Source organism: Aquimarina megaterium XH134, from assembly GCF_000520975.1.
GTDB classification, from domain to species: Bacteria; Bacteroidota; Bacteroidia; order Flavobacteriales; family Flavobacteriaceae; genus Aquimarina; species Aquimarina megaterium.
Genome location: NZ_JACB01000006.1, coordinates 283,100 through 308,477, shown reverse-complemented (window position 1 = coordinate 308,477; position 25,378 = coordinate 283,100). Strand labels below are relative to the sequence as shown.

Sequence of the window (25,378 nt, the reverse complement as noted above, 5' to 3'; positions counted from 1 at the left end):
TAAAAATATAAACAAAAAAAGAGAGCCACCACAGCTCTCTTCTTTACTTTTATTAACCAACTAAAAACTTAAATTATGAGAATAATTATTGTTTTAGATATAGGCAGTAACCACTCCACCTATAAATGCAAAAATGAACTTTTTTTGAATAATTATCAAACGAAAACGTTTTTTTATTATGAAATTTAACAAAAGTTTATATCGTTTGCTGTGAAAAATGCATTTTTCTCAAAAATCAAAAAATAGCTTTAATCAATAAAAAAAGTATATTTCGGCTGCTTTTTTAACCAATAACTGTTATACATCTGAAAAAAGATTTGATCTATTTCTCACAGGATAGACTGATTTATTTTTTGATTAAAAATAGTATATCTATAATTTACTTAATTTATAGGCTCGTATTGTTTTACTACCTGATCTATTTTTCCAAAAATAGTCTCTCCTTCTTTATTTTTCATTTCGATTTCTATACGATCATCAAAACTCATAAAAGGAGTAGATGGTTCCCCGTTTTTTATAATTTCTAAACACCTAACTTCTGCCAAACAGCTTGATCCATTAGGACTACCTTGATTTGCAACAGTACCAGACCCTATTACAGATCCGGCCATTAAAGACCTTGATTTGGCTGCATGAGCAATTAATTGACCAAAATCAAAAGTCATATCTATTCCTGCATTAGGTGATCCTATAACTTTAGAGTTTAGTGTAGAGATTAATGGTAGATGTACTTTAGCATTACTCCAGGCATCCTCTAGTTCATCTGGTGTAACTACTACTGGAGAAAATGTAGTCCATGGTTTTGATTGATAAAATCCAAATTGTTTAGCTAACTCGTTAGGAATTAGATTTCTTAATGAAACATCATTAATGATTGCCACAAGTTTAATGTGCTTTTGAGCATTTTTTGCACTTACACCAGCAGGAACATCATCTGTTATTACAGCGACTTCAGATTCAAAATCTATTCCCCATTCTTCTTTTTCAATTTTGATATCTTCATTTGCTCCAATAAATGCATCAGAAGCGCCCATATACATTAAGGGATCAGTCCAGAACGTCTCTGGTAGTTCGGCATTTCTTGCTTTTCTTACTAATTCTACGTGAGTAACATAGGCACTACCATCTGCCCAATGATACGCTCTGGGGATTGCAGCCATGGCTTCTGTCGAATCAAAATCGAAAGTATTTGGTAATGTATTATTTTGTAACTGGTCATACACCTTTTCTAGTTTAGGAGAGATATCATCCCAATTATCCAAAGCTTCCTGCATGGTTTGAGCAATTTCAGGAACTTTTACAGCTTTGGTTAGATCTCTGCTTACTACAACTAGTTGTCCGTCTCGGCTATTATTTTTTATTGTTGCTAATTTCATTGTATTGTTTTTCTTGAAAGTTTATAACTCATAATAATTTACTTTTCAGAAAGCTATTTTTATGAGAAACTTTTGTTTGATTTTTAGAGATATTATACCATACATTATACACCAATTAAAAGATGAGTTCTAAATAATTGGTATATAAATGGCAAGAAAATAATAAGTCTATTTTCTTAAAATGTGATGTTAAAGTATTCTATAGGGTACCTCTTTGCTCTTGTTCTCTCTCGATAGCTTCGAACAATGCTTTAAAATTACCTTTACCAAAGGATTGAGCTCCTTTACGCTGTATAATTTCAAAAAACATTGTTGGGCGATCTAAAACTGGTTTGGTAAAAATCTGAAGCAGATATCCTTCATCATCCCGATCGATAAGAATTCCTAATTCTTTAAGCGGTGCAAGATCTTCATCGATTTCACCAACTCGATCCAAAACAGTTTCATAATAACTGGCAGGAACAGTAAGAAATTCTATTCCTCGACTCTGAAGTGCAGAAACGGTTTCAATAATATTATCGGTAGCTAATGCTATGTGTTGTACTCCGGCACCATTATAAAAATCGATATATTCTTCAATTTGAGATTTTTTTCTTCCTTCGGCAGGTTCGTTTATAGGAAACTTTATACGTCCGTTACCGTTACTCATTACCTTACTCATTAAGGCTGTATATTCTGTAGAAATATCTTTATCATCAAAAGATACTAATTGTGCAAACCCCATGACTTTGGCGTAAAACTCGCACCATTTGTTCATCTCATTCCATCCTACATTACCTACCATATGATCTATGTATTTAAGACCTGTAGTTTTTGTTTTGTAGGGTTTGTTCCAGGCTATATACCCGGGTAAGAATACTCCGTTATAGTTTTTTCGTTCAACAAAAACGTGTACAGTTTCTCCGTAAGTGTGGATTCCTGAGAATACAACACGACCGTTTTCATCTTCTTCAACGGTGGGTTCCATATAAGATTTAGCACCTCTTTTTACAGTTTCTTGATAGCTTTTGGTAGCATCATCAACCCATAGAGCAACTACTTTTACGGCATCACCATGAGCATTTATATGTTTATTAATATCTCCATCTGGTTGTAGAGGAGAGGTAAGAACCAATCGTATTTTATCTTGTTGTAGTACATAAGAAACGCTATCCTTGCGCCCTGTCTCTAATCCAGAATAGGCTATAATTTGAAAACCCCATGCTGCTTGGTAATAATAGGCAGCTTGTTTGGCATTACCTACATAGAGTTCTACATAATCTGTTCCTAATAGCGGTAAAAAATCTTCTGCTTGAGGAACTACTTTTTCTAAGTTCTGAGGTGTTATATTGGTCGACATAATGTTTTTAAATAATATAGTTAAAAAATAAATCAATGAGAAAAAGGTATTTATAATTTTCTCGAATAGGTTAGTTTAAAAACATTACCACATGGCTCTTAGATGCGCTGTAATATCTTTCCTGTAATTTAGCATAACAAATTATCTTTTTTAAAGCTATTTTGGTTATAAAACATTTTCTAATGGTTACTCAAGCCAGGATTTGTGATAATCTTCGTCGGCTATTTTCATAGCCTCTTCGGTAACCATAAGAGGTTTAAAGGTGTCTACCATAACAGCTAATTCATCGGTTTTGGTTTTTCCAATACTTCGTTCTACTGCCCCGGGATGAGGACCGTGTGGTATCCCGGCAGGATGTAAGGAAATATGCCCTGCATCAATATCATTTCTACTCATAAAATCACCATCTACATAGTATAACACTTCATCACTATCTATATTACTATGATTATAGGGTGCAGGAATACTCTCTGGGTGGTAATCATATAATCTTGGTACGAAAGAACAAATTACAAAAGCATCGGTCTCGAATGTTTGGTGCACTGGTGGTGGTTGATGTATTCTACCAGTAATAGGTTCAAAGTCGTGTATTGAAAAAGCATAAGGAAAATTAAATCCATCATATCCTACTACATCAAATGGATGTGTTGCATAGATCATATCAAAAATTTCGTCCTGCTTTTTTACCTTAATTAGAAAATCTCCTTTTTCATCATTAGTTTCTAATTCATAAGGAGCTCTGATATCACGTTCGCAAAACGGAGAATGTTCTAATAATTGCCCAAACCAGTTACGGTATCTTTTTGGAGTATAAATTGGTCTTCTTGATTCTACAATAAACAAACGATTATCAGAAGTATCAAAATCGAGTTTGTAAATAGTTCCTCTGGGAATTAATATATAATCTCCATATTTAAAATCGAGATTACCTAAATGACTTCGAAACTTTCCACTTCCACGATGAATAAAAATTAATTCGTCGGCATCAGTATTTTTATAAAAATAATCGGTAGTGGATTCCTGCGGAGCAGATAAAATAATGCTTGCATCACTATTGGTTAATACATTTTTTCTACTTTGTAGATAATCCTTTTCTGGGTCCACTTTGAAACCGTGAAATCTATAAGATTTGATATTGTTTTTTATAGCTACTTTGGGAGCTACACTATAACTTCCTTTAATTTCTTTTACTTGTGTTGGTCTATGGCAATGGTATAAATTGGTCGACATTCCGTCAAAACCTATTGTTCCAAATAATTGTTCATAATATAAATTACCATCTGGTTTTTTAAAGATGGTGTGACGTTTCGGAGGGATTTCCCCAAGAGTATGATAAAAAGGCATGATGTTGCAAATTTAAAATATTAACTACTTTTTTTAATAAGACAATAATAAACAGCAGATCTACCTTATTCGGGATTACGCTTAATAAGGTAGTGTAGTAGTAATAATAAATCCTGCCAAAACAAGTTCATAACATTACAAATATCGTAAATATTTCTATTCTTTTGCAGTATAATTTTTTAAAACCAAAAACCGATGCTAAAAAACCAGTTACTTTCGTCTAGTTCTGGAGAGTAAGAATATTTGACTTGTATTGGTCCAGCAAAGGTATCCAGGCCGTACCCCAAGGCATATCCAGAAAATTCTGGATCTTCAAACCATTTTCCGGTACTAAATAGTTTATTGCCTACATTTGCAAAGTTGGCAGATGCGTTAATATGGTTCTTTTTAAATATCTCATAATCTACAGATAGTAAAGCTTTTACAAAACTTTGCCCTGTCATTCCAAAAAAATCATATCCATAAAAAGGAATAAAATTATTAATAGTTTTAGCGCCAAAACCTCCAAGTAGAAAATCGAGAGAACTTAGGGAAGTATTTCCAATTTTAGTACCCGCCTCCAGGCTAATATTCATAGAAAGTGCATTATATAAAGGTGTAGCGAACCCTAGTTGCGCTTTGGTAATTGAGAATTCATCAAAACTTTCAGTAAAGTCAGAAGAAAAAAGATAAGTGTGGATATCTCCTTCAAATAAAAATCCTCGCTTCGGAAAATATTTATTGTCATATGTATCTAATTTAATATACCCAAAGGCACTCCAATAATCACTATCATCAAATACAGTTCTTGGAATTTGATTTTCGTCTTCTCCAAATGTTTCAGAAATAATACTAAGGCGTTTATATTCTGCACCCAAGCCAACAGAAAAGGTTTGTTGTAATAAGGTTTCTGCATAGATTTGCGCATTATAGTCGGTATAGTCTACATCAATGGTATTAATATCTAAATCCGGGATTTCTCCAAATCTTCCTATAAAATCAAAATCAATTGCTTTTTTAAAATTAGTATAACGAAATTTTATTCCAGTACTCCAATAAAAACCTTTATCAATATAGTAGTCCAGATTATAACGAATGTTATCACCTAAAGCTACATCGGCAGAAAATACATCATTGTCAAATAATAGGCTTTTTCTGGTAACATTAATTAGAGCTGCAGTTTGATATAGATCATCATAATGAAGTGCAAAACGTAATAACATTTTGTTGTCACTCTCTTTTACATTAAGTACTAGGTGTTTACCATCTTTTGTGTCGATGAGCTTGTGGCTTACCCGATCAAAATTTCCTGTTGCAGATAGGTTGTTAATCCCTTCATTTAATTTTTTGTAGGTGGTAATTCTAGGGGTTTTTAGTTTTAACTTCCCTTTGATGTAAGCTCTTGTATATCTTTCATTTCCCGAAATGGCTAAACTGCTCACCAATATGTTTTCTGAGCTTTTAGCAATTACAGGACTCTTTGGTCCAGGTTTTTGACGCATTGCAATTGCTTTGAGTTTTTCATAGTTTGCAAATGCAGCTTTTTCTCCATTAGCAATGATTTTATCAGCCTGGTCAAAAGATATTACCGAAAAATCTGTTATCGAAGGTTTAATGTATAGATCTGTTTCAGGAACTTTATTTTTCATAGCTTCATAAGTTCTGAAGTTATTTATTTGAAGCATGATATTAGTTACCGAAGTTAGTTGGTCTCTAGACATTAAACTGTCTTGTACATCAATCCCTATAACTATTTCGGCTCCTTTTTCTTTAATTTCTTTAACAGGATAGTTGTTGGTCACTCCTCCATCTGTCATTAAAATTCCGTTTAATTCTACTGGGCTAAAAACAGAAGGTAATGCACCACTGGCAGCAACAGCATCGGGCAAGTATCCTTTGTCCAGAAGTACTTGTTCTCCGGTTTCAATATTAGTAGCCATACAGAAAAAAGGGATTGGGAGATTGTTAAAATCGCGTACTTCACTTACATGAGCTGTAAATCTCGAGAATTGGTTATAAAAATTCTGCCCTTTAGATAATCCTTTGGGTAAACCGATTTTAAATTTATCAAAAGGAAGAGTTACTGCATATTTTTCTGAGTCTTCTCGTTCATAAAAAGTTTTGGCACTTCTAGGAAGTTCATCTTGTATAAATGCATCAAAGTCAACAGCTCTAAAGATAGAGTCGAGTTCTGCTGCACGATATCCAGAAGCATATAAAGCTCCTACAATAGCTCCCATGCTGGTACCACCAATGTAATCGATACGTACTCCCGCATCTTCTATTATTTTTAGAGCGCCAATATGAGCAAGTCCTTTTGCACCACCTCCGCTTAAGACTAATCCTATTTTTATATCTTCTATAGCGGGATCATCATGAGTCTCTAAGAGTTGTTTTTCTTGCGACCAAATTATATCAGGAATGAGGAACACTAAAAGTAGTATCCCAGATAAAAAAAATCTTAATGTATTGTGTCTGGTCACGCTTATTCTTTTTTAGAAAGATAATAATTGTACACTTTGGTTGCGCGCGAATCTCCAATCACTTCACTTAATTCGTGTTTAGAAGCTTCACTTATTCTTTTTACAGACCTAAAGGTTTTTAATAATTCTATAACGGTTTTTTCTCCAATTCCAGGAATTAAATCTAATTCGGTATCTAAAGCAGCTTTGCTTCTTTTTTGTCTATGGAAGGTGATTCCGAATCGATGTGCTTCATTTCGTAAATGTTGTATAACCTTTAAGGATTCTGATTTTTTATCTAAGTATAGTGGTATAGAATCTCCGGGATAATAAATCTCTTCTAGTCGCTTGGCAATACCAATAATAGTTATTTTTCCTCTTAAACCTAATGTGTCCAGAGCTTTTAATCCTGAAGAAAGCTGCCCTTTTCCTCCGTCTACAATTACTAGTTGTGGTAATGGCTGGTCTTCTTCGGTTAATCGTTTGTAACGTCGATATACGACTTCTTCCATCGAAGCGAAATCATTAGCACCTTCTACTGTTTTTATATTAAATTTTCTATACTCTTTCTTGCTAGGTTTTCCATTTTTAAATACTACACAGGCGGCAACAGGATTAGTTCCTTGAATATTCGAATTATCAAAACATTCGATATGTCTTGGCTCTTCTGGTAGTCTTAAGTCTTTTTTCATTTGTGCCATCAGACGTTTTATATGCCGATCTGGGTCCATGATCTTGATTTGCTTAAAACGTTCTTGTCTATGGTATTTTGCATTTCTTAGAGATAAGTCTACGATCTTTTTTTTATCACCTAATTGTGGGACTGTGATTTTTAGACCTTCTCCTACTTCTACATTAAAAGGAACAAATATTTCTTTAGATGTAGAGTTAAAACGTTGTCTGAGTTCGATAATGGCAAGTTCTAAAAGTTCTTTGTCAGATTCGTCCAATTTCTTTTTAACTTCTGTAGTATGAGATCTAATTATAGCACCATAGGACAGTTGAAGAAAATTTATATACCCATAGGATTCATCTGATATGATAGAAAACACATCGACATTACTTATCTTTGGATTCACTACAGTTGATCTTGCCTGATAGTTTTCTAGTATTTGTATTTTTTCCTTAATCCGCTGGGCATCTTCAAACTCCATTTTCTCTGCATGAACCATCATTTGATTCCTAAAACGATTTAGAGAATCTTTAAAATTTCCTTTCACAATTTGACGAATAGCTTCAAGGTTTTCGAGATATTCTTTTTCATCTTGTAATCCTTCGCAAGGCCCTTTGCAATTACCCAGATGATATTCTAAACAAACTTTATATTTTCCATTGTTTATTTTTTCCTGAGATAAATCATAACTGCAAGTTCTAAGCTGGTAAAGTTCCTTGATAAGATCCAAAAGCACATGTACTGTTTTTACCGAAGTATAAGGGCCATAATACTCTGAGCCATCTTTGATAAGATTGCGAGTAAGAAATATCCTTGAGAAACGCTCTTTTTTGATACAAATCCATGGATACGTCTTATCATCTTTGAGCATGACATTAAACCTGGGCAAATATTTTTTAATCAGATTGTTTTCTAGTAACAGAGCATCTGTTTCTGTTTCGACAACAATATGTTTTATGGTATGAATTTTCTTTACAAGAACCTTGGTTTTATAGTTATCATGATTTTTTGTAAAGTAAGAAGAGACTCTTTTTTTTAAGTTCTTTGCTTTTCCTACATAAAGTAATGTGTTGTCTTTATCATAATATTGATACACTCCAGGACTGGTAGGTAATATTTTAATTTGTATGTCTAAAGTAGCTTCTTGCATATTCTAATGGTAAAGTTAAGGGTTTACCTGAATTGTAATGCAAATATTAGGGGTTTAAATTTTTGTTAATTACTGTTCGTGTTATGGTTTTCTATTAAATAGAGAGGATGTAATACAATGCTTATTGATTTTTATTACATTAGTAGCGAATATCAATCATATCTTTTGGAGAAAGAAAAGAAAATAATTGGCAGAACTGATAAAGTGGATTTTCCTCTTTTAGAGCTAAAAGGTATCGATGCCAAAATCGATACAGGAGCATATACTTCGTCTATTCATTGTATCGATATAAGAGAGGTTGATCAAACATTGCAATGCAATCTTCTTGATGCAACGCATTCAGAATATAACGGTAAAAAATTTACATTTAAAAATTACGATATTACTGCAGTAAAAAGTAATATTGGAAAAGTAGAAGTACGATATGCCATTAGAACGCAGATTATTGTATTTGATAAAACATACCCCATAACCCTCACATTATCTTCCCGCGATGATATGCGTTTTCCGGTATTGATTGGGCGCAAATTTCTAAGCGGTAAGTTTTTAGTTGACCCCCAATTAGAAAATCAGTCTTATAATCAAAATTTGTAATGAACATTAAAATCTTGTCTCGTGGTACGAGTTTGTATTCTACTAATGCCTTGGTTCAAGCAGCAGTAAAGCGCAAGCATAATGTACAAGTGATAGACCCTCTTAATTGTGATATTATTATTGAAAAACAAAAGCCTGAAATTTATTATCGAGGTAAAAAATTAGATCATGTAGATGCTGTGATTCCCAGAATTGGTGCTTCTATCACTTTTTATGGGACTGCAGTAGTACGCCAGTTTGAGTTAATGAATGTATTTACCACACTTAAGTCACAAGCATTACTGCAATCGAGAGATAAACTAAGAAGTTTACAAATATTATCAAAAGCGGGATTGGGACTCCCCAAAACAGTATTTACCAATTATTCTAAAGATGTTTCTGAGGTGATATCCCACGTAGGGGGAGCCCCTCTAATTATTAAATTACTAGAAGGTACTCAGGGATTAGGAGTTGTATTGGCTGAAACGAAGACAGCTGCAGAATCTGTGTTAGAGGCTTTTAATGGGCTACAAGCTCGTGTAATTGTACAAGAATTTATAAAAGAAGCCAAAGGAGCAGATATTAGAGTTCTTGTTGTTGATGAACAAGTCGTTGGAGCTATGAAAAGACAAGGGAAAGAAGGTGAGTTTCGATCTAATTTGCATAGAGGAGGTAGTGCATCAGTGATTACCCTTAGTGAAGAAGAAGAACAGGCAGCTATAAAGGCGGCCAAAGCTTTAAAAATGGGCGTGGCAGGTGTAGATATGCTACAAAGTGATAGAGGACCTCTTATTCTCGAAGTTAATTCTTCTCCCGGATTAGAAGGTATAGAAAACGCTACAGGAAAAGATATAGCAAAAACCATTATTCGTTATATTGAAAGAAGTTTATAACACAATGACCAAAGTAACAGAAAAAAATATACTTAATATTCTTGGCAAAGACGTATTGCCTGGCACGAGTACAACTATAAATTTTAATATCGCCAAGTTATATACTTCTACCAAAGTAGAAATACCAATAATTATAGAAAGATCAAAAAAACCAGGTCCTACAGTACTTATTACGGCAGGAATTCATGGAGATGAGATCAATGGAGTAGAAGTTGTGAGGCAAATCATTGCAAGAAAAATTAATAAGCCCGCAAAAGGTAGTATTATATGTATCCCAGTACTTAATGTATTTGGATTTTTAAGTATGGATCGTTTTTTCCCCGATGGTCGAGATCTTAACAGGGTTTTTCCAGGAACCAAAAATGGGTCTCTAGCAAGTCGTTTTGCTTATCAATTTATAAATGATATTTTACCTGCAGTAGATTTTTGTTTGGATTTTCATACTGGGGGAGCCAGTAGATTTAATGCTCCGCACATTAGAGTGGATCCCAAAAATGAAAGATTGATAGAATTAGCAAAGATTTTTAATGCTCCATTTACTCTTTTTTCTAAGAATCTAGAGGGGTCATATCGAGCTACTTGTGCCAAGAAAGGAAAAGACATATTATTGTTTGAAGGAGGAAAATCTCAAAATAGTAGCAAAGAAATAGCAAGAGAAGGAGTGCAGGGGACCATGCGAATCTTGGACTATCTGGGAATGCTCAAAGCAGAATTCGAAGCTCCAGTTCGCGATTCTGACACTCAGATTGTTATAAAAAGTGTATGGATGCGCGCAAAATATAGTGGTTTATTACATATTAAAGTACCCATTGGTAAACATATAGAAAAAGGAGAGGTTATGGCAACAATTACAGATCCTTATGGTAAGATGAGACATGTGGTTAAAGCAAATAATGAAGGATATATTATAAATGTAAATGAGTCCTCAATTGTGTATAAAGGAGATGCTATTTTTCGTATAACCAAAGAATTAGTAAATGAATAAAAAAGAACTGCGTGCTAAATATAAAGCCCTTAGATCTCATTTAAGTAACGAAGAAGTTGAGAGCTTAAGCATTGATATAGCAAACCGATTACTCGAGCTACCTGTTTGGGAAAAGTCGTATTATCATATTTTTCTATCTATTCATCAAAAGAAAGAAATCAATACAGAGTTTTTGTTGAATATTCTTCTGGGAAAGGATAAAAACGTAATCGTGTCAAAAAGTAATTTTAAAGACAATACATTGCAGCATTTTTTACTCACAGATACTACTGCATTAAAAGTAAATTCTTGGGGAATTCCTGAGCCAGTTGATGGCATCCCGATTCCCGAAGATAAAATAGAAGTAGTTTTTGTACCATTACTTGCATTTGATCAAAATGGAAATAGAGTAGGTTACGGAAAAGGGTTTTATGATAAGTTTTTGGCAAAATGTAATCCCAATACTTTAAAAATTGGTCTTTCTTTTTTTTCTGCTGAAGAAGAAATAGAAAATGTAACTACTGCAGATATACCGCTGGATTTTTGTGTTACTCCAACAAAAGTGTATTCGATTAAGAAATAAATAGAGGTTTACTGAATTAAGAAATACTTTTGTATATTTCGATATCTTTAATTTTGTACTCTATAAAAAATGCCCCAAAATATAGAAAGTGTTTGTATCATTGATGATGATCTTATTTATATTAATCTAGTAAGCAAGATCATTGAACTAAAAAAACTATCAGAATCTGTTTTAGTTTTTAACAATGGTAAAGAAGCTTTAGATTTTTTTCTACAATCTTTGCAGCAAGAAGAAAACGAAGATATACCACAGATTATCTTTTTAGACCTTAACATGCCAGTGATGGATGGATGGGAATTTTTGAATGAGTTTTCTAAAATCAAAAATCAAATTAGAAAAAAAATTGACCTTTATGTAGTGAGTTCTTCAATAGACTCTAGAGATATAGAACGTGCCAAATCTATTGATATAGTATCTGATTATCTTACCAAACCTATTAAGCTAAATGACTTCGAGAGGATATTGATCTAATTAGAGTTTAAGATCTGTTTTATTTTTTTGGAAATGCTTTTTTGTTAAAAACAATCAATAAAAATACACCAATACTTATTGCAGAATCGGCAATATTAAATACAGGATCAAAGAATGAAAAATGTTTGCCTCCCATAAACGGAATCCAATCTGGTAAAATATCATCATAGAAAGTAAACTGAATCATATCGACCACTTTACCATAAAAAACACTTTCGTAACCACCACCTTCTGGTAAGAAAGTTGCAATCTCTACAGGTGTACTTTCACTAAATAAAATACCATAAAATATAGAATCAATAATATTTCCAAAAGCACCGGCAAAAATCAATGCAATACAAAAAGTAAGAATAGTGGGACTGTTTTTACGAACAGAATCATACAACCAATATCCGATACCAGTGATGGCTACCAATCTAAATAGGGTAAGAACCAGTTTGCCATAATTCCCAGGAAGTTCAAATCCCCAGGCCATGCCTTTATTTTCTACAAATATGATACGAAACCAACCAAATACCTCTACATTATCATGAAGAGTAAAATGAGTTTTAATATAAATTTTGGTGATCTGATCAATAAGTAACACTAAAATTATAACTAAAATAGATTTCTTTAAAGACATATAAGTATTAATTTGCTTGGCTGTTAAAAGCGACGGACAAAAATAGTGTTTTATTTTGTTTTATAGATACTTATTGTTTTAGCTACAAGATTTATGAACTTTTGTTCAGTATTAAGATAAAAATTATGACTAGTCTTCTTTTAGTATTTTTTCAACATATTTGATCCATTGATGTGTAAATACCCTAAATGACCAGGTCTAATTTGAAAAGAAACGGAAAGTGTTATGTGACGTATTTAATCCAATTGTTTAATTAACATTTCTTTGTTTTGCTCGATCGGTACATCTGAATATTTATTTAGAAAAACAATAAGAAAATCTATTTGTTCTTTTGGTAAATACTTTGATTGAAGTATCTCTTTTATTGTTTTCATTTCAGAAGATAAAAGAATTTTCATATTATTTTTTGTAAACCCAGTTTTGTCAGCAATACGAAGTGCTAATATACTTTGATATGGATTTGGGTTGTTTACCAATTTTGTAAGCAAGTCCATCCTACTATTCCAATCAATTTTCCCGTTGTATTTTTTTATGAATGAAGCAAGGAGAGGTTGAACTCCACTGTTTTTTTTTAAAAGTAATGGTAAAAATTCTATTAAATCATTATGGTTTTTAAGATAGTTAGGAGCAATAAACATTGCCGTTTCACGAATAGAATCTTTATTTTTGGAGTGATAAAGTGCAGATAAAACATCTATTTTAGAAAATTGATTTGAATACTTTTTATAGACATCTAGTGATTGAAGGATTTTGGCTTTTTTTAAATCTATTCCATAACTTTTAAATTCAGAATGTAAATTATTAAACAAGCTGTCTATTTTCGGTTCATTATTATCTATAAATGAGTTTTTAAAAATAGGTACTTGCTGTCTTTCATAAAATCCAAGTTTTTCATAAATAGACTTGAATTTTTTCCATTTCTTTAATTCTTTATTGTTAATGGGCTTAATATTATTTTTAGAAACATATTTGGGAGTATTTCTAATGGTAATTATTATTTTATTTGAAAATGGAATTGGTAATTTATTACCTTCCATAATCTCCATTTTAATTAAAGATTGTTCACAAATCCCTTCGGGATAAGACATTATTTCTGTTAAAAAGTCTTTTTTTGATTGGTTTTCTAATCCCCAGACTTCTACAAAATCATATTTTTTTTCAATTTCGGATAACTCTTGACCAAATAAAGCAATGTTTTGAATTAAAAGTAAAATTATTAAATGTATTCTGTTCATTTTGTATCTGTTTATGTTGCAGAACGCTTGCTATAGGATTATGTAGTCATCCCGATGGGGTAGCTATTAATTATATAGTTTGTTACAAGTTGGCTTTTATTTTTTTACTTTTATCTGTAACAATTCTAGATTTATAAATAATTTCCCGTATTCTGATTCACCTACTATTTATTTCACCTGCATTTTAATAAATTAGCCTAGTTGAATCAAGTTTCATAGGTTTAAGTTTTACAGCAAGAAATAGCTGCCATAGAAGCAAGGCAACTATTTCTATGTTATTTTAAGTACTTAGCTATTGTTTTCTAATAAATATGCTACCACTCACGGTTCCAAGCTTTAGTTCACTTCTTGCATCCCCAAAAGTACCGGTTACTTTGCTTCCTACTATCCTATTTTTACCATGATCAAATTTCATGTCTTTATCAGAATAAATCATTCCAGTAACCGTTTCTGCTTTTAATCTCGATTTTGAGACATTAATATCAATATCACCACTTACAGTTTTAAGATTAAGATCTCCGTTATAGTTTTTGATATCGATATTTCCGCTAATGATATCTACAATTAGTTCTCCCTGATAATTTTCAGACTCAACATTTCCAGAAATACTTTTTACTCTTAGTGTAGAATTTTTCGGAAGATACATGGTATATGTGGCATCAATGTCTAAATTATTGCAAGGACCCCAATTGTTTTTATCGTTTGATCCCCGTTCTTTCTTCCACTTGTCGAATAGGTCACCATAGTCTGATGATATATCCAGAACCGATGAAGTGTTGTCTATTTTTAAGTTAAAATAGTCGTCAAATTCCCCGCCATTAATACTTACATTGGCTTTTAATGATACGTTGCTTTTATCCCATGTTTTGATAACGATGTCTTGGGCAAATTTAAATTCTACCTTGATTAGATCAGCAGAAGTGGTAAGTTCTTTTTGGATTACTTTTTGCGCTTGTATTTGTAATGAAACAAAACACAGCAGGATGAGTTTTAATACAGTTTTCATGTTCGTTGTTTTTTTTGATTAATTGATGACCTCGATTATTTTTTTCTCAGGTAAATATTTCCTGTAGATGATCTCAGAGTGATATCGACTCCACCATTATTTAGCTTGGTGTTTATAGCTCTTCTACCACTAATTACCTTCATGTTTTTATGTTCAACAGGAAATTTTATATCAAAATCGGTATAGATTTCTCCCATAGAAGTTTTTAATTCTAAGTTTGCCGGAGTGCTTGATGGCAGACTTACGTCGATTGCTCCTGTAGCAGATACGATAGAAATAGGTGAACTTTGGCTTACTTTGTCGAATACAATATTAATTTCGCCAGTCGCAGTCTTAGCTACAATGGGGCCAGTAACATTTTTTAATGTAATACCACCTACATTGGTTCTTGCTTCTATTTCAGAAGAAAACCCGCTAAAAGATAGACTCCCCAGATTACTACTCTCTGTCGTAATGTTGATTTCTTTTGGGAGATAAATCTCTAAAGTCTCACTATGCATACCTTTGAGGTTTCTAATGATAAGTGTTTCTCCCTCTTTTTGAACATAGATTCCTATGCCGGTGTTATCACTTCCACCAGAGTATACCGCTTTTAATCCTCGGGCTTTTTCAGGAGTTTCTCTTCCTTCTCCTTTGATCAATACTTCATTTTGGCTGTGAGTTTTTGCTATAACTCCAGATTCTGAGGCTATTTTTACTTTTTTGATTCCTTGTAAGGAGTGTTTATAATCTTGTGCAGCTAGATTTCCTGCTACTATAAATACTAGTAATGCGATTGCTATTTTCTTCATGACTATTTGTTTTTTGATTGAATTTTTAAATTAAATTTGGTAACCCGATTTTTACCTGATCTTTTACATAATCGGGTGTTTCTTCATTCTGAAGTAATTTTTCCATAGAAGGAACTGCGCGTTTTTCCTGAATGGAGACTAATATTTGAATTAATTCAATTTGTATACCTGGATCTTGTTCAATATCCAAGGCATTGATTAATGCTTTACGAACCATCTCAGAATCCGAAAATTTTGCCAGTGCTTCTGCTGCAGCTAATCGCACATTGCTATGATCGTCATAATGCATTTTATTGATTAAAGCATTTAGGATATCATTTCCGGGTTTTTCAAATTCCTCTGCATAGTTTACAGCTTGTAGGCGTTTGCTTGCAGATTCATTTTCTATTAAAGAAATGGTCATCGTTTGCTTCATTTGATATTTTTCTTTTTCTAATACCGCCATTTCCTCAGAAAGTGATGCGGTGTTCTCTAGTTTTCCGTAGAAATATCCTGAAAAAACAAGTGCAATGGTTGCAGCGATCTGTAAAGCTGTTTTCCATGAACTTTTGGTTTTTGGATTTAAGGATACAACCTTAGGATCATTGAGTATTTCTTTTTCTTTTCTCAACATTTCTTCAAAGTTCATTTGTAAACTTTTATCCGGAAGTTCTTGAGAAGAAGTATGGTGTATAGCCTCAAAAACGGTTTGAAGTTCTTGTAAGGCTGTTTTGCACTGTTTACAACTTTTGAGATGTACTTCTACCTTTTTATATGTTTCCTGATCCAGATTATGATCTATATAATCGATCAGTTGATTTTGTATGTCTTTACAGTTCATAACAATTATATGTTTTGTAAATAATAATCTTTTAATTTATGGATAGCCCGATGAACTTTGGTTTTTACAGCTCCTGTTGTAGAGCCTGTAATCTCGGCTATTTCCTGGTATTTTATTCCTTGATATCGATTCATAACAACAAGCTCTTTATCGGTTTTACTAAGTTGATTTAATGCTCGGTATAATTCTTCACTGGTCTCTTTTATTTCAATATGATCTTGTTCTTTTTGCTCTATTTTATATTCAACATTTTCAAAACGTTGAGCGACTGTTTTTTGACTTTGATAATGATCGCTAAATATATTTCTGGCAATGGTATAGATCCATGATGAAAATTTTCCTTTTTTATAAGAAGTTCTATATTTAATCGCCTTATAGAAAACTTCTTGTGTAATGTCCTGGCTGATCTCTCGATCTCTCGTCATTTTTAATAAGAAATTAAAGATTTTGATATGGTATCTTTCAAAAAGGACACTCATTACATCCAGGTTACCATTGGATACCAGAATCATTAATTCTTCGTCAGTTAGATTTTTCAAGATGTTACTCTTTTGGTTGGTTTCTATTACTAATACCTTGTTTTTTAAAAAAGGTTACATTTATTTGATATAAGATAAAAAAAAAGACCTCACTGGTTTAAAAAACCGGTGAGGTCAAATCTATAATTATAGATTATTTGTTTGTTTTTAACTCTGCATATTTTTTGCTTCGATACTTAATGTAGCATGCGGAACCAGTTTTAATCGATCAGGATTAATTAGTTTTCCTGTTACACGACAAATACCATATGTTTTGTTTTCGATACGTAATAAAGCATTCTTTAAATCGCGTACAAATTTTTCTTGTCTAATAGCAAGTTGCGTGTTAGCTTCTTTAGACATCGTTTCACTTCCTTCTTCAAATGCCTTAAACGTTGGTGAAGTGTCGTCTGTACCGTTATTTCCATCATTTTTATAAGCACTTCTAAGCAATTCCAAATCTTTCTGTGCTTTTTCCATTTTCTCTACGATGATTTCCTTAAACATCGCTAAATCAGCGTCGCTGTACCTTACTTTGATATCTTCTGCCATACTTCTTAATGTTTTTTTATTATCAATTGGGTTGCAATGTCGTCAAACGCAATTTCTGTACCATTTATTACATCTGATGCAAATTCAATTGTCTCGGTTAAGGTTTCATTTTTAATATAACTCTCATTAGTGGCGATAGCTTCTTGAATGATTTCATTTTCCTGAAAAACAATTTTTATCTTATCAGTCACCTCAAGACCGCTATCTTTACGAATGTTTTGAATACGATTTATAAGTTCTCTGGCGATTCCTTCTTTTTTAAGCTCAGGACTTATAGTTACATCCAATGCTACAGTCAAAGCTCCAGAATTTGCGACTAACCAACCTTCAATATCCTGAGAGCTTATCTCTACATCATCGGTACCTAATGTAATAATTTTATCATTAATTTCTACATCAAAATGCCCTGTTTGTTCAAGAATTTTTATAGTTTCTTGACCGAAAGACTGTATCTTGTTGGCAATCAGCTTCATATCTTTACCAAAACGAGGGCCTAATGTTTTAAAATTAGGTTTAATTTGTTTTACCAGAATACCTGATGCGTCATCTATAAGCTCTATTTCTTTAACATTAACTTCGCTTTTTATAAGACCCGCAATGTCATTGATTTCATTCTTTTCGGCTTCATTTAACACAGGAATCATAATTCGCTGTAATGGCTGTCGAACTTTGATTTTTTCTTTTTGGCGAAGAGAAAGTGTCAAAGAAGATATGGTCTGGGCTTTTTGCATCTTGTGTTCTAAGGATGTATCTACAAAATCCTGATTATACTCAGGAAAATGTGCCAAATGAACACTTTCAAAAGCTTCTTTTTTGGTTCCTGTTACCAAATCTTTATATAATCGATCCATAAAAAATGGTGCTACCGGTGCTCCTAATTTAGCAATCGTTAGCATACAGGTATATAATGTTTGATAAGCAGAAACTTTATCTTTTTGATAATCGCCTTTCCAGTACCTTCTTCTGCTTAGGCGTACAAACCAGTTACTTAGATTTTCCTGAACAAAATCAGAGATTGCTCTGGTTGCCTTGGTAGGTTCGTAATCATTATAACAGGTATCTACATTTTTGATCAAGGTATGTAGTTCACTTAGAATCCAACGATCAATCTCGGGACGTTCTGCTAATGGAATATCTGCTTCGGCATAAGTGAAATTGTCGATATTAGCATATAAAGTAAAGAATGAATACGTATTATATAGTGTACCGAAAAACTTACGTCGAACCTCTGCAATTCCTTCAGAATCAAATTTCAAGTTATCCCAGGGATTGGCATTACTAATCATATACCATCGGGTAGCGTCTGGTCCAAAAGTTTTTAACGTCTCGAAAGGATCAGCTGCATTACCAAGTCTTTTAGACATTTTCTGGCCGTTTTTATCTAATACAAGGCCATTAGATACTACATTTTTATAGGCAACATCATCAAAAATCATAGTTCCTATAGCATGTAGCGTATAGAACCATCCACGAGTTTGATCTACTCCTTCGGCTATAAAATCGGCTTTCCTTCCTCCTGTTTCTACCTTTTCTTTATTCTCAAAAGGATAATGCCATTGTGCATAAGGCATTGATCCAGAGTCAAACCATACATCGATAAGATCGCTCTCACGTTTCATTGGTTTTCCTGAAGAAGATACCAGGGTAATTTTGTCTACTACATTTTTATGAAGATCAATTTTGTCATAATTCTCTTCACTCATATCACCAACAACAAAATCTGAGAATATATCTTTATCGAGTACTCCTGCATCAACAGCCTTGGTCATTTCGGCTTTTAATTCTTCGACAGAGCCAATGATAAGTTCTTCTTTACCATCTTCTGTTCTCCAGATCGGTAATGGAACTCCCCAGAATCTAGATCGAGATAAATTCCAATCATTAGCATTAGCTAACCAGTTCCCAAAACGACCTTCACCAGTTGCTTTAGGTTTCCAGTTAATACCCAAATTAAGCTCATGCATACGATCTTTAAAATCGGTTACTTTGATAAACCACGAGTCCAAAGGATAATATAAGACAGGTTTATCGGTACGCCAGCAATTTGGATAACTGTGTACATATTTTTCGACTTTAAAAGCTTTATTTTCTATTTTTAATTTAATGGCTATTTCTACATCTACAGATTTCTCTGGAGCTTCACCATCATCATAATATTCATTTTTAACATATTTACCACCCAAATCACCCATTTGCGGGATAAATCGTCCTTGTAAATCTACAGTAGGTACAAGATTATCATTTTCATCCATTACCAATAATGCAGGTACTTCTGGCTTTGCTTGTTTAGCGACCAATGCATCATCTGCACCAAAAGTTGGCGAAGTATGTACTATCCCGGTTCCGTCTTCGGTAGTTACAAAATCACCTGCAATGATTCTAAAAGCATTTTCTGGGTTATGGTAAGGTTGCACATAATCTATAAGTTGCTCATATCGAATATCGACCAGATCAGCTCCTTTACATTCTTTTAAGATGAAATAAGGAATTTTTTTGTCTCCTTCTTTAAAAGCGATAAGCTCTTCTTTAGTTTCTGCCTGCACAAATTTGCCAGCAAATTGCTTTCCTACCAAGTTTTTTGCAAGAACAACATGAATCGGCTCAAAAGTATATTGATTAAATGTTTTTACAACAACATAATCAATTTTAGGACCTACTGTTAATGCTGTATTCGAAGGAAGAGTCCATGGAGTTGTCGTCCAGGCCAAAAAGTAAATAGCTTCTTCTATTTCCTGCAAAAATGAGGGTAATGTTTCTTTTTTAGCTTTAAATTGAGCTACAACTGTGGTGTCGGTAACATCTTGATATGTACCTGGTTGATTAAGTTCGTGTGAGCTTAGTCCTGTACCCGCTTTGGGAGAGTACGGTTGTATGGTATATCCTTTGTATAATAATCCTTTTTTATAGATCTGAGAAAGCAACCACCATACACTTTCCATATATTTAGACTTATAGGTGATGTATGGATCGCTCATATCTACCCAATACCCTATTTTTTGTGTAAGATCATTCCAGATATCGGTATAACGCATTACGGCTTTTTTACAAGCTTCGTTATACTCTTCTACAGTGATTTTTTTACCAATATCTTCTTTGGTAATTCCTAATTCTTTTTCTACACCAAGTTCTATCGGAAGTCCGTGTGTATCCCACCCGGCTTTACGTTGTACCTGATATCCTTTTTGTGTTTTATATCGACAAAAAATATCTTTAATTGCACGAGCCATTACATGATGAATTCCAGGTAGCCCATTTGCAGAAGGAGGGCCTTCAAAAAAGATAAACGGTTTTGCTCCATCTCGTTCACTAATACTTTTTTCAAATATGGTATTCTGTTGCCAGAAATCCAGTATTTCGTCGGCTACTTTAGGTAAGTCAAGTCCTTTATATTCAGGAAACTTCGTGCTCATTTGATCGTTCTTTCTATTAAGTGTGCGAAAATAAGGATTTTCTGGAAAAAAGAAGGGGGAATTTGGAATGTGATATGAAATAATTGTTAGGTAAATATGATTTTTTAACAAAGAATTCAATTTTTCATTGAATTTTATCGAAAATACATCCAATACTACTGAAATTTATTTTGAAATAAACAATTATATAATGCCGAATAATGAGATCTCTTTTTAAAATCATTTGCCAGCGATTAGATTTTAGTATTTTTAGGCGATGAAATAACTCCTTGTGATTTTATACAGATCTATTCAGTACAGGTCTGATCTCTAAATACAGTATAAATAGATGAAAGAAACTCTCGATATCGCATTAATCCAATCTCATCTGGCATGGGAGAACCCAGTACAGAATCGTGCAGCTTTTACTCAAAAAATAAATTCGATATCCCAGGAAGTAGATCTAATTATCTTACCCGAAATGTTTACTACAGGGTTTACAATGAATGCTGCTGAAATAGCAGAAACCATGAGCGGAGATACATTGCGATGGCTTGAGGAAATGTCTAAAGAGAAAGATTGTGCAATTGTAGGAAGTTATGTTGTTGAAGAAAAAGGGAACTATTATAATCGATTGGTTTTTATGCTTCCTGATGGGGCCTGTGAGGTGTATGATAAACACCAGTTATTTACACTAGCTAAAGAACAGGACGTTTTTACTGCAGGGCAAAAAGATGTAATTATAGAATATAAAGGTTGGAAAATTAAACCACTAATTTGTTATGATCTCAGGTTTCCGGTATGGGCGAGGAATACTTCGGGATATGATGTATTATTGTATGTAGCCAGTTGGCCAAAACCTCGTATTGATGCATGGGATGCATTGCTAAAAGCCAGAGCTATCGAAAATATGTGTTATTGTATCGGGGTAAATCGCGTAGGTCTAGATGGTAAAGGATATGAATACAATGGTCATTCTGGAGTATATGATGTTTTGGGAAATTCGGTTTTAGAAGAAAACCCTATCGAGAGAGAAGCCATTTTGTATGCAACATTAAGCATTTCTCATGTCAAAAAAATAAGAAATAAATTGCCTTTTCTCGACGATAAAGATGATTTTAAATTAATCTAATGTAAAGGTTTGCTTTATTTCCCAATTTGCTCTAACATCAATGGGTTCTGCAAAGTAACGGATTTCTTCGGGTTGTATCCCTTTTAAAAAATTACCGCTGTCCCATTTGCCATTATTATTACTGTCAAAAACGATTCTAATATAATATTTAGACGGGTCGAGGTAATCGAAAACCAAAGTTTCCTGACGTTGCACAACTTTTTCTGAAATCACTTCTTCTTGTTCATTAGTGACTTGAACCAAAATCGGATAAGCTTCTACTTTCTGAAGTGTTAAGAAAATAGTTCCATAATCTGTTAATTTCTTTGTTCTGAAATTGATTTTTATAGTGTCATTAACGTTGCCAGTGAAATCTTTAATAGCATTTGGTAAGAACTGTAAAGTGTAGGCATTACTCTCGGCTTTTTCAAAAGCTAGTTGCGCTTCATTTTTTGCAGTATTTAATTTGATAGAAAAAGGAACTTCGAGTGTATCCTTATCGGTTAGAGAGATTAATTGCTCATTAATGCTATCCAAAGCAGTATTTGCGGTAAAAACAAAATCCTTATTAAGTGGAAGTGTAGCTCCGATATCTGAGGATACTACAAGAGAATCTTTATACTGATCTTTAAACCGGGTAAGGACAGTGTCTCGATATTTTTTGACATTAGTTACTTCAAATATTAATGAATCGGCTTCAAAAAATGGTCTAAACCAGTAATGTAATGTGTCTTTGTCTTTATCAGGAAAGATTCGAGTTTCAAATGTATCTGGTGCTTCACTTAGCAACTTGACTTTCATACTGTCTACTTCACCTTCATATGGAAAAATAAACTTGTTTTTCGAGACCTGTTTAGGGTTTAGTGCCTTAAAATCCAAAACTTCTTTAAATATGTTAAGGTTAAAAACTTTGGCAGTATCTTCAGGAAGTGATATTATCTCTTCATAAAATCCTATTTTATCCTGTTTAGGCTCATAGGTATAGTTATTAGAAATATCTTTTAACGCAATGAGCTTAAATTTTCCTTCTTTCAGATTATGTAAACTAAAAGCTAAACTATCTAAAGTATTAGTGATATATCTGGGAACAGTGTTGTATACTAGTGAATCAGAGTAGTTTTCATCAATTTCGTACAACGCTATCGTAATATAAGAATCTGGCTTTTTTTGAATAGCATCACCAACAGTACCTTTTATGCTTAATGAATCAAGAGAATCTCCTGTAGAAAAAACGTACCTAAAAAAGGGATTAGGGTTTTCTTCGTTATTATCTACTACACTTTCGCCAAAATTAATACTGTAGGTTGTGTTTTCTAATAAGGTATCGAGAAATTTAATTTTTATGTACTTACTAGCTCCTCCCAAAGGAGTAATGGTTGGTTTAGGATCCATAGGAGGAGAAACGATAATTTGCTTTTGAGGATCTTTTAATTTTACATATTCATCAAAATAGATTCTGATCTCTTTTTTGTCGAAATTTGTAGAGAAATTGGGAGGCATAGCTTTTATAAAAACCGGGGGAGTCTCATCTTTAGGACCACCGGTTATAGAACCTTTTTTGGCACAACTAATCACGATGACAAGTGATACCAAGGTAAGCAATATCATATGTATTCTTTTGCTCATATCTCCGCAATAATTTTAGGACACAAAGAAACAACTATATTTAAAAAACAAAAAACTTAATAAAAGTCTATTTAATAGCTAATTTAAAATTGACTTATAAATAGAAGTTTGTTGAATCAAACTCGCTTATATAACGAGGTTTTGAATATAAATTCACTAATATGTTTTATATCAAACCTTATTCTAATTATTCTGTTATAGCCATTGTAGCGACACTTATTTTGATGCCAGGAATAGATTTTAATGCATTTACACAAGATTCTATGGTGGCCCCTGTCGTAACAATATCATCAACCAACAAAACATGCTTATTTATAAGTAAGGACTCATTTTGAATTCCGAATGTTTCAACAGTGTTCATCCATCTGCTAATTCTTCCGCGTTTGGATTGTTTTTTATTGTAGGAAATTTTTTTCAAAACAGAATCAATATATTCGGCATTTAGTTTTTTGGCAATTTCGACTCCGAATTTTCCTACTTGATTATATCCTCTTTCCCGTAATCTTCTTTTGTGTAAAGGAACTGGAATTACAGAATCAATAAGCTGGTATTCAGGTGTTTGAATTAGTTCCTGGCCAAGCCATTTACCCAGTTCTTTTCCTATTTCTTCTCTTCCGCGATATTTTAGATTATGAATTAAATTTTGTACTAAGCTATCTTTATGAAATACAAATAAAGCAGTAGCATTTTCAATTTTGACACGACCATAAAATACTTTTTCAATTTTTTTTGCGTTTACGTTATGAAAATTGCCCAAAGGAAGCTCGTGTCTACAAGAAGTACACAGTAGCCTTTCATTAGTATATAAAGGACTGTCACAGGCAGCACAATATATAGGGTAGAATAAATACGCTAAGTCTCTTAGCATTTTATTAGGGAGATTAACATTAATTATTATATTTAGCTATTAAAATAACCATCAAAAATTATAAATCTTAATTATGACAACTCAAAACAATAACTTAACCCTTAAGATCCTTATCGGTGTTCTAGGAGCACTGTTACTTATTCTAGGGATATTTACGTATAAGTTTTACAACGAAGAGAAGCAAAATAAAGCAATTTTGCAACAAGAAAAGGATCTTATTGAAAGTGAATTAGGAGAATTGATAACAAAGTATGACAATGCTATTGCTCTTAATGAAGTAATGGATGATCATTTACTTAAGGCCAAAGAACGTATCGTAGTTCTATTGGATAGCGTAAAAGATAATGATGCTAACCTGGCTTTGATCTCTCGTTACAGAAGAGAAGTAGGTAAACTTAAGAAAGAACGTGAAAGATTATTTAAGCTTGCAGATAGTTTAACAGTTGCAAATACACAATTAGCTACAGATTTAGATAGTACTTCTGTTGCATTAAATAAAAGAATAATCTTATCAGACTCTTTACAGACTCAAAACAGCAAACTTGCTGATATTGTAGAAAGAGGTTCGGCACTTACGGCAGCAAATATTAAAGCAGAAGGAGTACGTGTACGTAGCAGTGGTAAAATATCAACTACTACTAGAGCAAAAAGAGCCGAAAAAGTAAGAGTTTGTTTTACACTTGCACCAAATAAATTAACCGAAAAAGGAGATAAAAATCTTTATGTACAGGTAGTTAATCCTAGTAATGTTTTGATAGGAGATAAAATAGCTGTAAACTTTGATAGTGCAACACTTACTTATAGTGGGACTAATAAAGTATTCTATGAAAATGAGGCACTAGATGTTTGTGTGTTAGTAGATACGGCAGAAGGAGAATTAGTTAAAGGAAACTATATTGTGAATGTATTCTCTGGACCAAAAATGATCTCAAACACTCAGTTTGAACTAAAATAAATTTTTAGATATATAATTATAACCGTCATATTGCTTAAAATATGGCGGTTTTTTTATACTTTTGTCAGAAATTACTTT

Annotated in this window: 22 protein-coding genes; 7 read left to right on the top strand and 15 right to left on the bottom strand. The window is 33.0% G+C overall.

From position 1 onward, the window contains the following. Window positions 1–383: 383 nt before the first annotated feature. The 5 genes from Z053_RS0108270 to uvrC all read right to left on the bottom strand — a co-directional run bounded on the left by Z053_RS0108270 (window position 384) and on the right by uvrC (window position 8,323). Window positions 384–1,376, bottom strand: coding sequence for a fumarylacetoacetate hydrolase family protein (locus tag Z053_RS0108270; RefSeq protein WP_025664567.1), 993 nt, complete (start codon window positions 1,374–1,376; stop codon window positions 384–386). 199 nt (window positions 1,377–1,575) lie between these two features. Then, window positions 1,576–2,715 (bottom strand): 4-hydroxyphenylpyruvate dioxygenase, encoded by a 1,140-nt coding sequence (hppD, locus tag Z053_RS0108265; protein WP_025664566.1) that lies wholly within the window; start codon window positions 2,713–2,715, stop codon window positions 1,576–1,578. A gap of 186 nt (window positions 2,716–2,901) precedes the next feature. Beyond that, on the bottom strand, window positions 2,902–4,059 hold the full coding sequence (locus Z053_RS0108260; protein WP_025664565.1) for a homogentisate 1,2-dioxygenase: 1,158 nt from the start codon (window positions 4,057–4,059) through the stop codon (window positions 2,902–2,904). Window positions 4,060–4,238: 179 nt separating this feature from the next. Then, complete coding sequence (locus Z053_RS0108255) at window positions 4,239–6,521, bottom strand: patatin-like phospholipase family protein (RefSeq protein ID WP_152538275.1); 2,283 nt, start codon at window positions 6,519–6,521, stop codon at window positions 4,239–4,241. A 2-nt stretch (window positions 6,522–6,523) separates the two neighbouring features. Beyond that, on the bottom strand, window positions 6,524–8,323 hold the full coding sequence (uvrC, locus tag Z053_RS0108250; protein WP_025664563.1) for an excinuclease ABC subunit UvrC: 1,800 nt from the start codon (window positions 8,321–8,323) through the stop codon (window positions 6,524–6,526). A gap of 117 nt (window positions 8,324–8,440) precedes the next feature. On the opposite strand from uvrC, the gene Z053_RS0108245 reads away from it, so the two are divergent. From Z053_RS0108245 to Z053_RS0108225, 5 genes are all read left to right on the top strand, one after another. Then, entirely contained in the window at window positions 8,441–8,917 is a 477-nt protein-coding gene (locus Z053_RS0108245; RefSeq protein ID WP_051476005.1) for an ATP-dependent zinc protease family protein, read from the top strand. Continuing rightward, entirely contained in the window at window positions 8,917–9,789 is an 873-nt protein-coding gene (gene rimK / locus Z053_RS0108240; protein ID WP_025664561.1) for a 30S ribosomal protein S6--L-glutamate ligase, read from the top strand. The genes Z053_RS0108245 and rimK overlap by 1 nt, the downstream gene beginning before the upstream one ends. Window positions 9,790–9,793: 4 nt before the next feature. Then, entirely contained in the window at window positions 9,794–10,774 is a 981-nt protein-coding gene (locus Z053_RS0108235) for a succinylglutamate desuccinylase/aspartoacylase family protein (RefSeq protein ID WP_025664560.1), read from the top strand. Then, window positions 10,767–11,336, top strand: a complete 570-nt coding sequence (locus Z053_RS0108230; RefSeq protein ID WP_025664559.1) for a 5-formyltetrahydrofolate cyclo-ligase — start codon at window positions 10,767–10,769, stop codon at window positions 11,334–11,336. The genes Z053_RS0108235 and Z053_RS0108230 overlap by 8 nt, the downstream gene beginning before the upstream one ends. A gap of 69 nt (window positions 11,337–11,405) precedes the next feature. Further along, the gene (locus tag Z053_RS0108225) at window positions 11,406–11,807 is read left to right on the top strand and encodes a response regulator (RefSeq protein ID WP_025664558.1); all 402 of its coding nucleotides are present in this window, start codon (window positions 11,406–11,408) and stop codon (window positions 11,805–11,807) included. 19 nt (window positions 11,808–11,826) lie between these two features. Here the strand turns inward: Z053_RS0108225 and Z053_RS0108220 are convergent, their stop codons facing one another. The 8 genes from Z053_RS0108220 to ileS form a co-directional block, all read right to left on the bottom strand. Continuing rightward, the gene (locus tag Z053_RS0108220) at window positions 11,827–12,429 is read right to left on the bottom strand and encodes a lipoprotein signal peptidase (RefSeq protein WP_025664556.1); all 603 of its coding nucleotides are present in this window, start codon (window positions 12,427–12,429) and stop codon (window positions 11,827–11,829) included. Window positions 12,430–12,665: 236 nt separating this feature from the next. Then, window positions 12,666–13,664 carry a hypothetical protein gene (locus tag Z053_RS0108215; RefSeq protein WP_025664555.1) on the bottom strand — a complete coding sequence of 333 codons (999 nt, stop codon included), beginning with the start codon at window positions 13,662–13,664 and terminating at the stop codon, window positions 12,666–12,668. A 292-nt stretch (window positions 13,665–13,956) separates the two neighbouring features. Then, the gene (locus tag Z053_RS0108210; RefSeq protein ID WP_025664554.1) at window positions 13,957–14,670 is read right to left on the bottom strand and encodes a DUF4097 family beta strand repeat-containing protein; all 714 of its coding nucleotides are present in this window, start codon (window positions 14,668–14,670) and stop codon (window positions 13,957–13,959) included. Window positions 14,671–14,705: 35 nt separating this feature from the next. Next, a complete protein-coding gene (locus Z053_RS0108205; protein WP_025664553.1) occupies window positions 14,706–15,461 on the bottom strand; it encodes a DUF4097 family beta strand repeat-containing protein in 756 nt (251 codons plus the stop codon). A gap of 25 nt (window positions 15,462–15,486) precedes the next feature. Beyond that, window positions 15,487–16,281, bottom strand: coding sequence for a HEAT repeat domain-containing protein (locus Z053_RS29945; RefSeq protein WP_025664552.1), 795 nt, complete (start codon window positions 16,279–16,281; stop codon window positions 15,487–15,489). Window positions 16,282–16,286: 5 nt separating this feature from the next. Continuing rightward, entirely contained in the window at window positions 16,287–16,820 is a 534-nt protein-coding gene (locus Z053_RS0108195) for an RNA polymerase sigma factor (RefSeq protein WP_025664551.1), read from the bottom strand. Window positions 16,821–16,967: 147 nt separating this feature from the next. Then, a complete protein-coding gene (locus Z053_RS0108190) occupies window positions 16,968–17,351 on the bottom strand; it encodes a TraR/DksA family transcriptional regulator (protein ID WP_025664550.1) in 384 nt (127 codons plus the stop codon). A gap of 5 nt (window positions 17,352–17,356) precedes the next feature. Next, a complete protein-coding gene (gene ileS / locus Z053_RS0108185) occupies window positions 17,357–20,761 on the bottom strand; it encodes an isoleucine--tRNA ligase (protein ID WP_025664549.1) in 3,405 nt (1,134 codons plus the stop codon). A gap of 328 nt (window positions 20,762–21,089) precedes the next feature. Between ileS and Z053_RS0108180 the strand changes: the two genes are divergently transcribed. Next, the gene (locus tag Z053_RS0108180) at window positions 21,090–21,872 is read left to right on the top strand and encodes a nitrilase family protein (protein WP_025664548.1); all 783 of its coding nucleotides are present in this window, start codon (window positions 21,090–21,092) and stop codon (window positions 21,870–21,872) included. Here the strand turns inward: Z053_RS0108180 and Z053_RS0108175 are convergent. Both Z053_RS0108175 and Z053_RS0108170 read right to left on the bottom strand, forming a co-directional pair. Next, a complete protein-coding gene (locus Z053_RS0108175) occupies window positions 21,864–23,477 on the bottom strand; it encodes an Ig-like domain-containing protein (RefSeq protein WP_025664547.1) in 1,614 nt (537 codons plus the stop codon). The genes Z053_RS0108180 and Z053_RS0108175 overlap by 9 nt on opposite strands. 187 nt (window positions 23,478–23,664) lie before the next feature. Then, a complete protein-coding gene (locus tag Z053_RS0108170) occupies window positions 23,665–24,345 on the bottom strand; it encodes a ComF family protein (RefSeq protein ID WP_025664546.1) in 681 nt (226 codons plus the stop codon). 73 nt (window positions 24,346–24,418) lie between these two features. On the opposite strand from Z053_RS0108170, the gene Z053_RS0108165 reads away from it, so the two are divergent. Continuing rightward, window positions 24,419–25,300 (top strand): hypothetical protein, encoded by an 882-nt coding sequence (locus Z053_RS0108165; protein ID WP_025664545.1) that lies wholly within the window; start codon window positions 24,419–24,421, stop codon window positions 25,298–25,300. The last annotated feature ends 78 nt before the right edge of the window (window positions 25,301–25,378 follow it).

Coding starts and splice junctions, on each gene's coding strand:
- Z053_RS0108190 (WP_025664550.1), bottom strand. CDS start 17,351: ATGGCAGAAGATATCAAAGTAAGGTACAGCGACGCTGATTTAGCGATG.
- Z053_RS0108235 (WP_025664560.1), top strand. CDS start 9,794: ATGACCAAAGTAACAGAAAAAAATATACTTAATATTCTTGGCAAAGAC.
- ileS (WP_025664549.1), bottom strand. CDS start 20,761: ATGAGCACGAAGTTTCCTGAATATAAAGGACTTGACTTACCTAAAGTA.
- Z053_RS0108180 (WP_025664548.1), top strand. CDS start 21,090: ATGAAAGAAACTCTCGATATCGCATTAATCCAATCTCATCTGGCATGG.
- Z053_RS0108225 (WP_025664558.1), top strand. CDS start 11,406: ATGCCCCAAAATATAGAAAGTGTTTGTATCATTGATGATGATCTTATT.
- Z053_RS0108170 (WP_025664546.1), bottom strand. CDS start 24,345: ATGCTAAGAGACTTAGCGTATTTATTCTACCCTATATATTGTGCTGCC.
- Z053_RS0108270 (WP_025664567.1), bottom strand. CDS start 1,376: ATGAAATTAGCAACAATAAAAAATAATAGCCGAGACGGACAACTAGTT.
- uvrC (WP_025664563.1), bottom strand. CDS start 8,323: ATGCAAGAAGCTACTTTAGACATACAAATTAAAATATTACCTACCAGT.
- Z053_RS0108165 (WP_025664545.1), top strand. CDS start 24,419: ATGACAACTCAAAACAATAACTTAACCCTTAAGATCCTTATCGGTGTT.
- Z053_RS0108205 (WP_025664553.1), bottom strand. CDS start 15,461: ATGAAGAAAATAGCAATCGCATTACTAGTATTTATAGTAGCAGGAAAT.
- hppD (WP_025664566.1), bottom strand. CDS start 2,715: ATGTCGACCAATATAACACCTCAGAACTTAGAAAAAGTAGTTCCTCAA.
- Z053_RS0108210 (WP_025664554.1), bottom strand. CDS start 14,670: ATGAAAACTGTATTAAAACTCATCCTGCTGTGTTTTGTTTCATTACAA.
- Z053_RS0108215 (WP_025664555.1), bottom strand. CDS start 13,664: ATGAACAGAATACATTTAATAATTTTACTTTTAATTCAAAACATTGCT.
- Z053_RS0108220 (WP_025664556.1), bottom strand. CDS start 12,429: ATGTCTTTAAAGAAATCTATTTTAGTTATAATTTTAGTGTTACTTATT.
- rimK (WP_025664561.1), top strand. CDS start 8,917: ATGAACATTAAAATCTTGTCTCGTGGTACGAGTTTGTATTCTACTAAT.
- Z053_RS0108175 (WP_025664547.1), bottom strand. CDS start 23,477: ATGAGCAAAAGAATACATATGATATTGCTTACCTTGGTATCACTTGTC.
- Z053_RS0108245 (WP_051476005.1), top strand. CDS start 8,441: ATGCTTATTGATTTTTATTACATTAGTAGCGAATATCAATCATATCTT.
- Z053_RS29945 (WP_025664552.1), bottom strand. CDS start 16,281: ATGAACTGTAAAGACATACAAAATCAACTGATCGATTATATAGATCAT.
- Z053_RS0108260 (WP_025664565.1), bottom strand. CDS start 4,059: ATGCCTTTTTATCATACTCTTGGGGAAATCCCTCCGAAACGTCACACC.
- Z053_RS0108230 (WP_025664559.1), top strand. CDS start 10,767: ATGAATAAAAAAGAACTGCGTGCTAAATATAAAGCCCTTAGATCTCAT.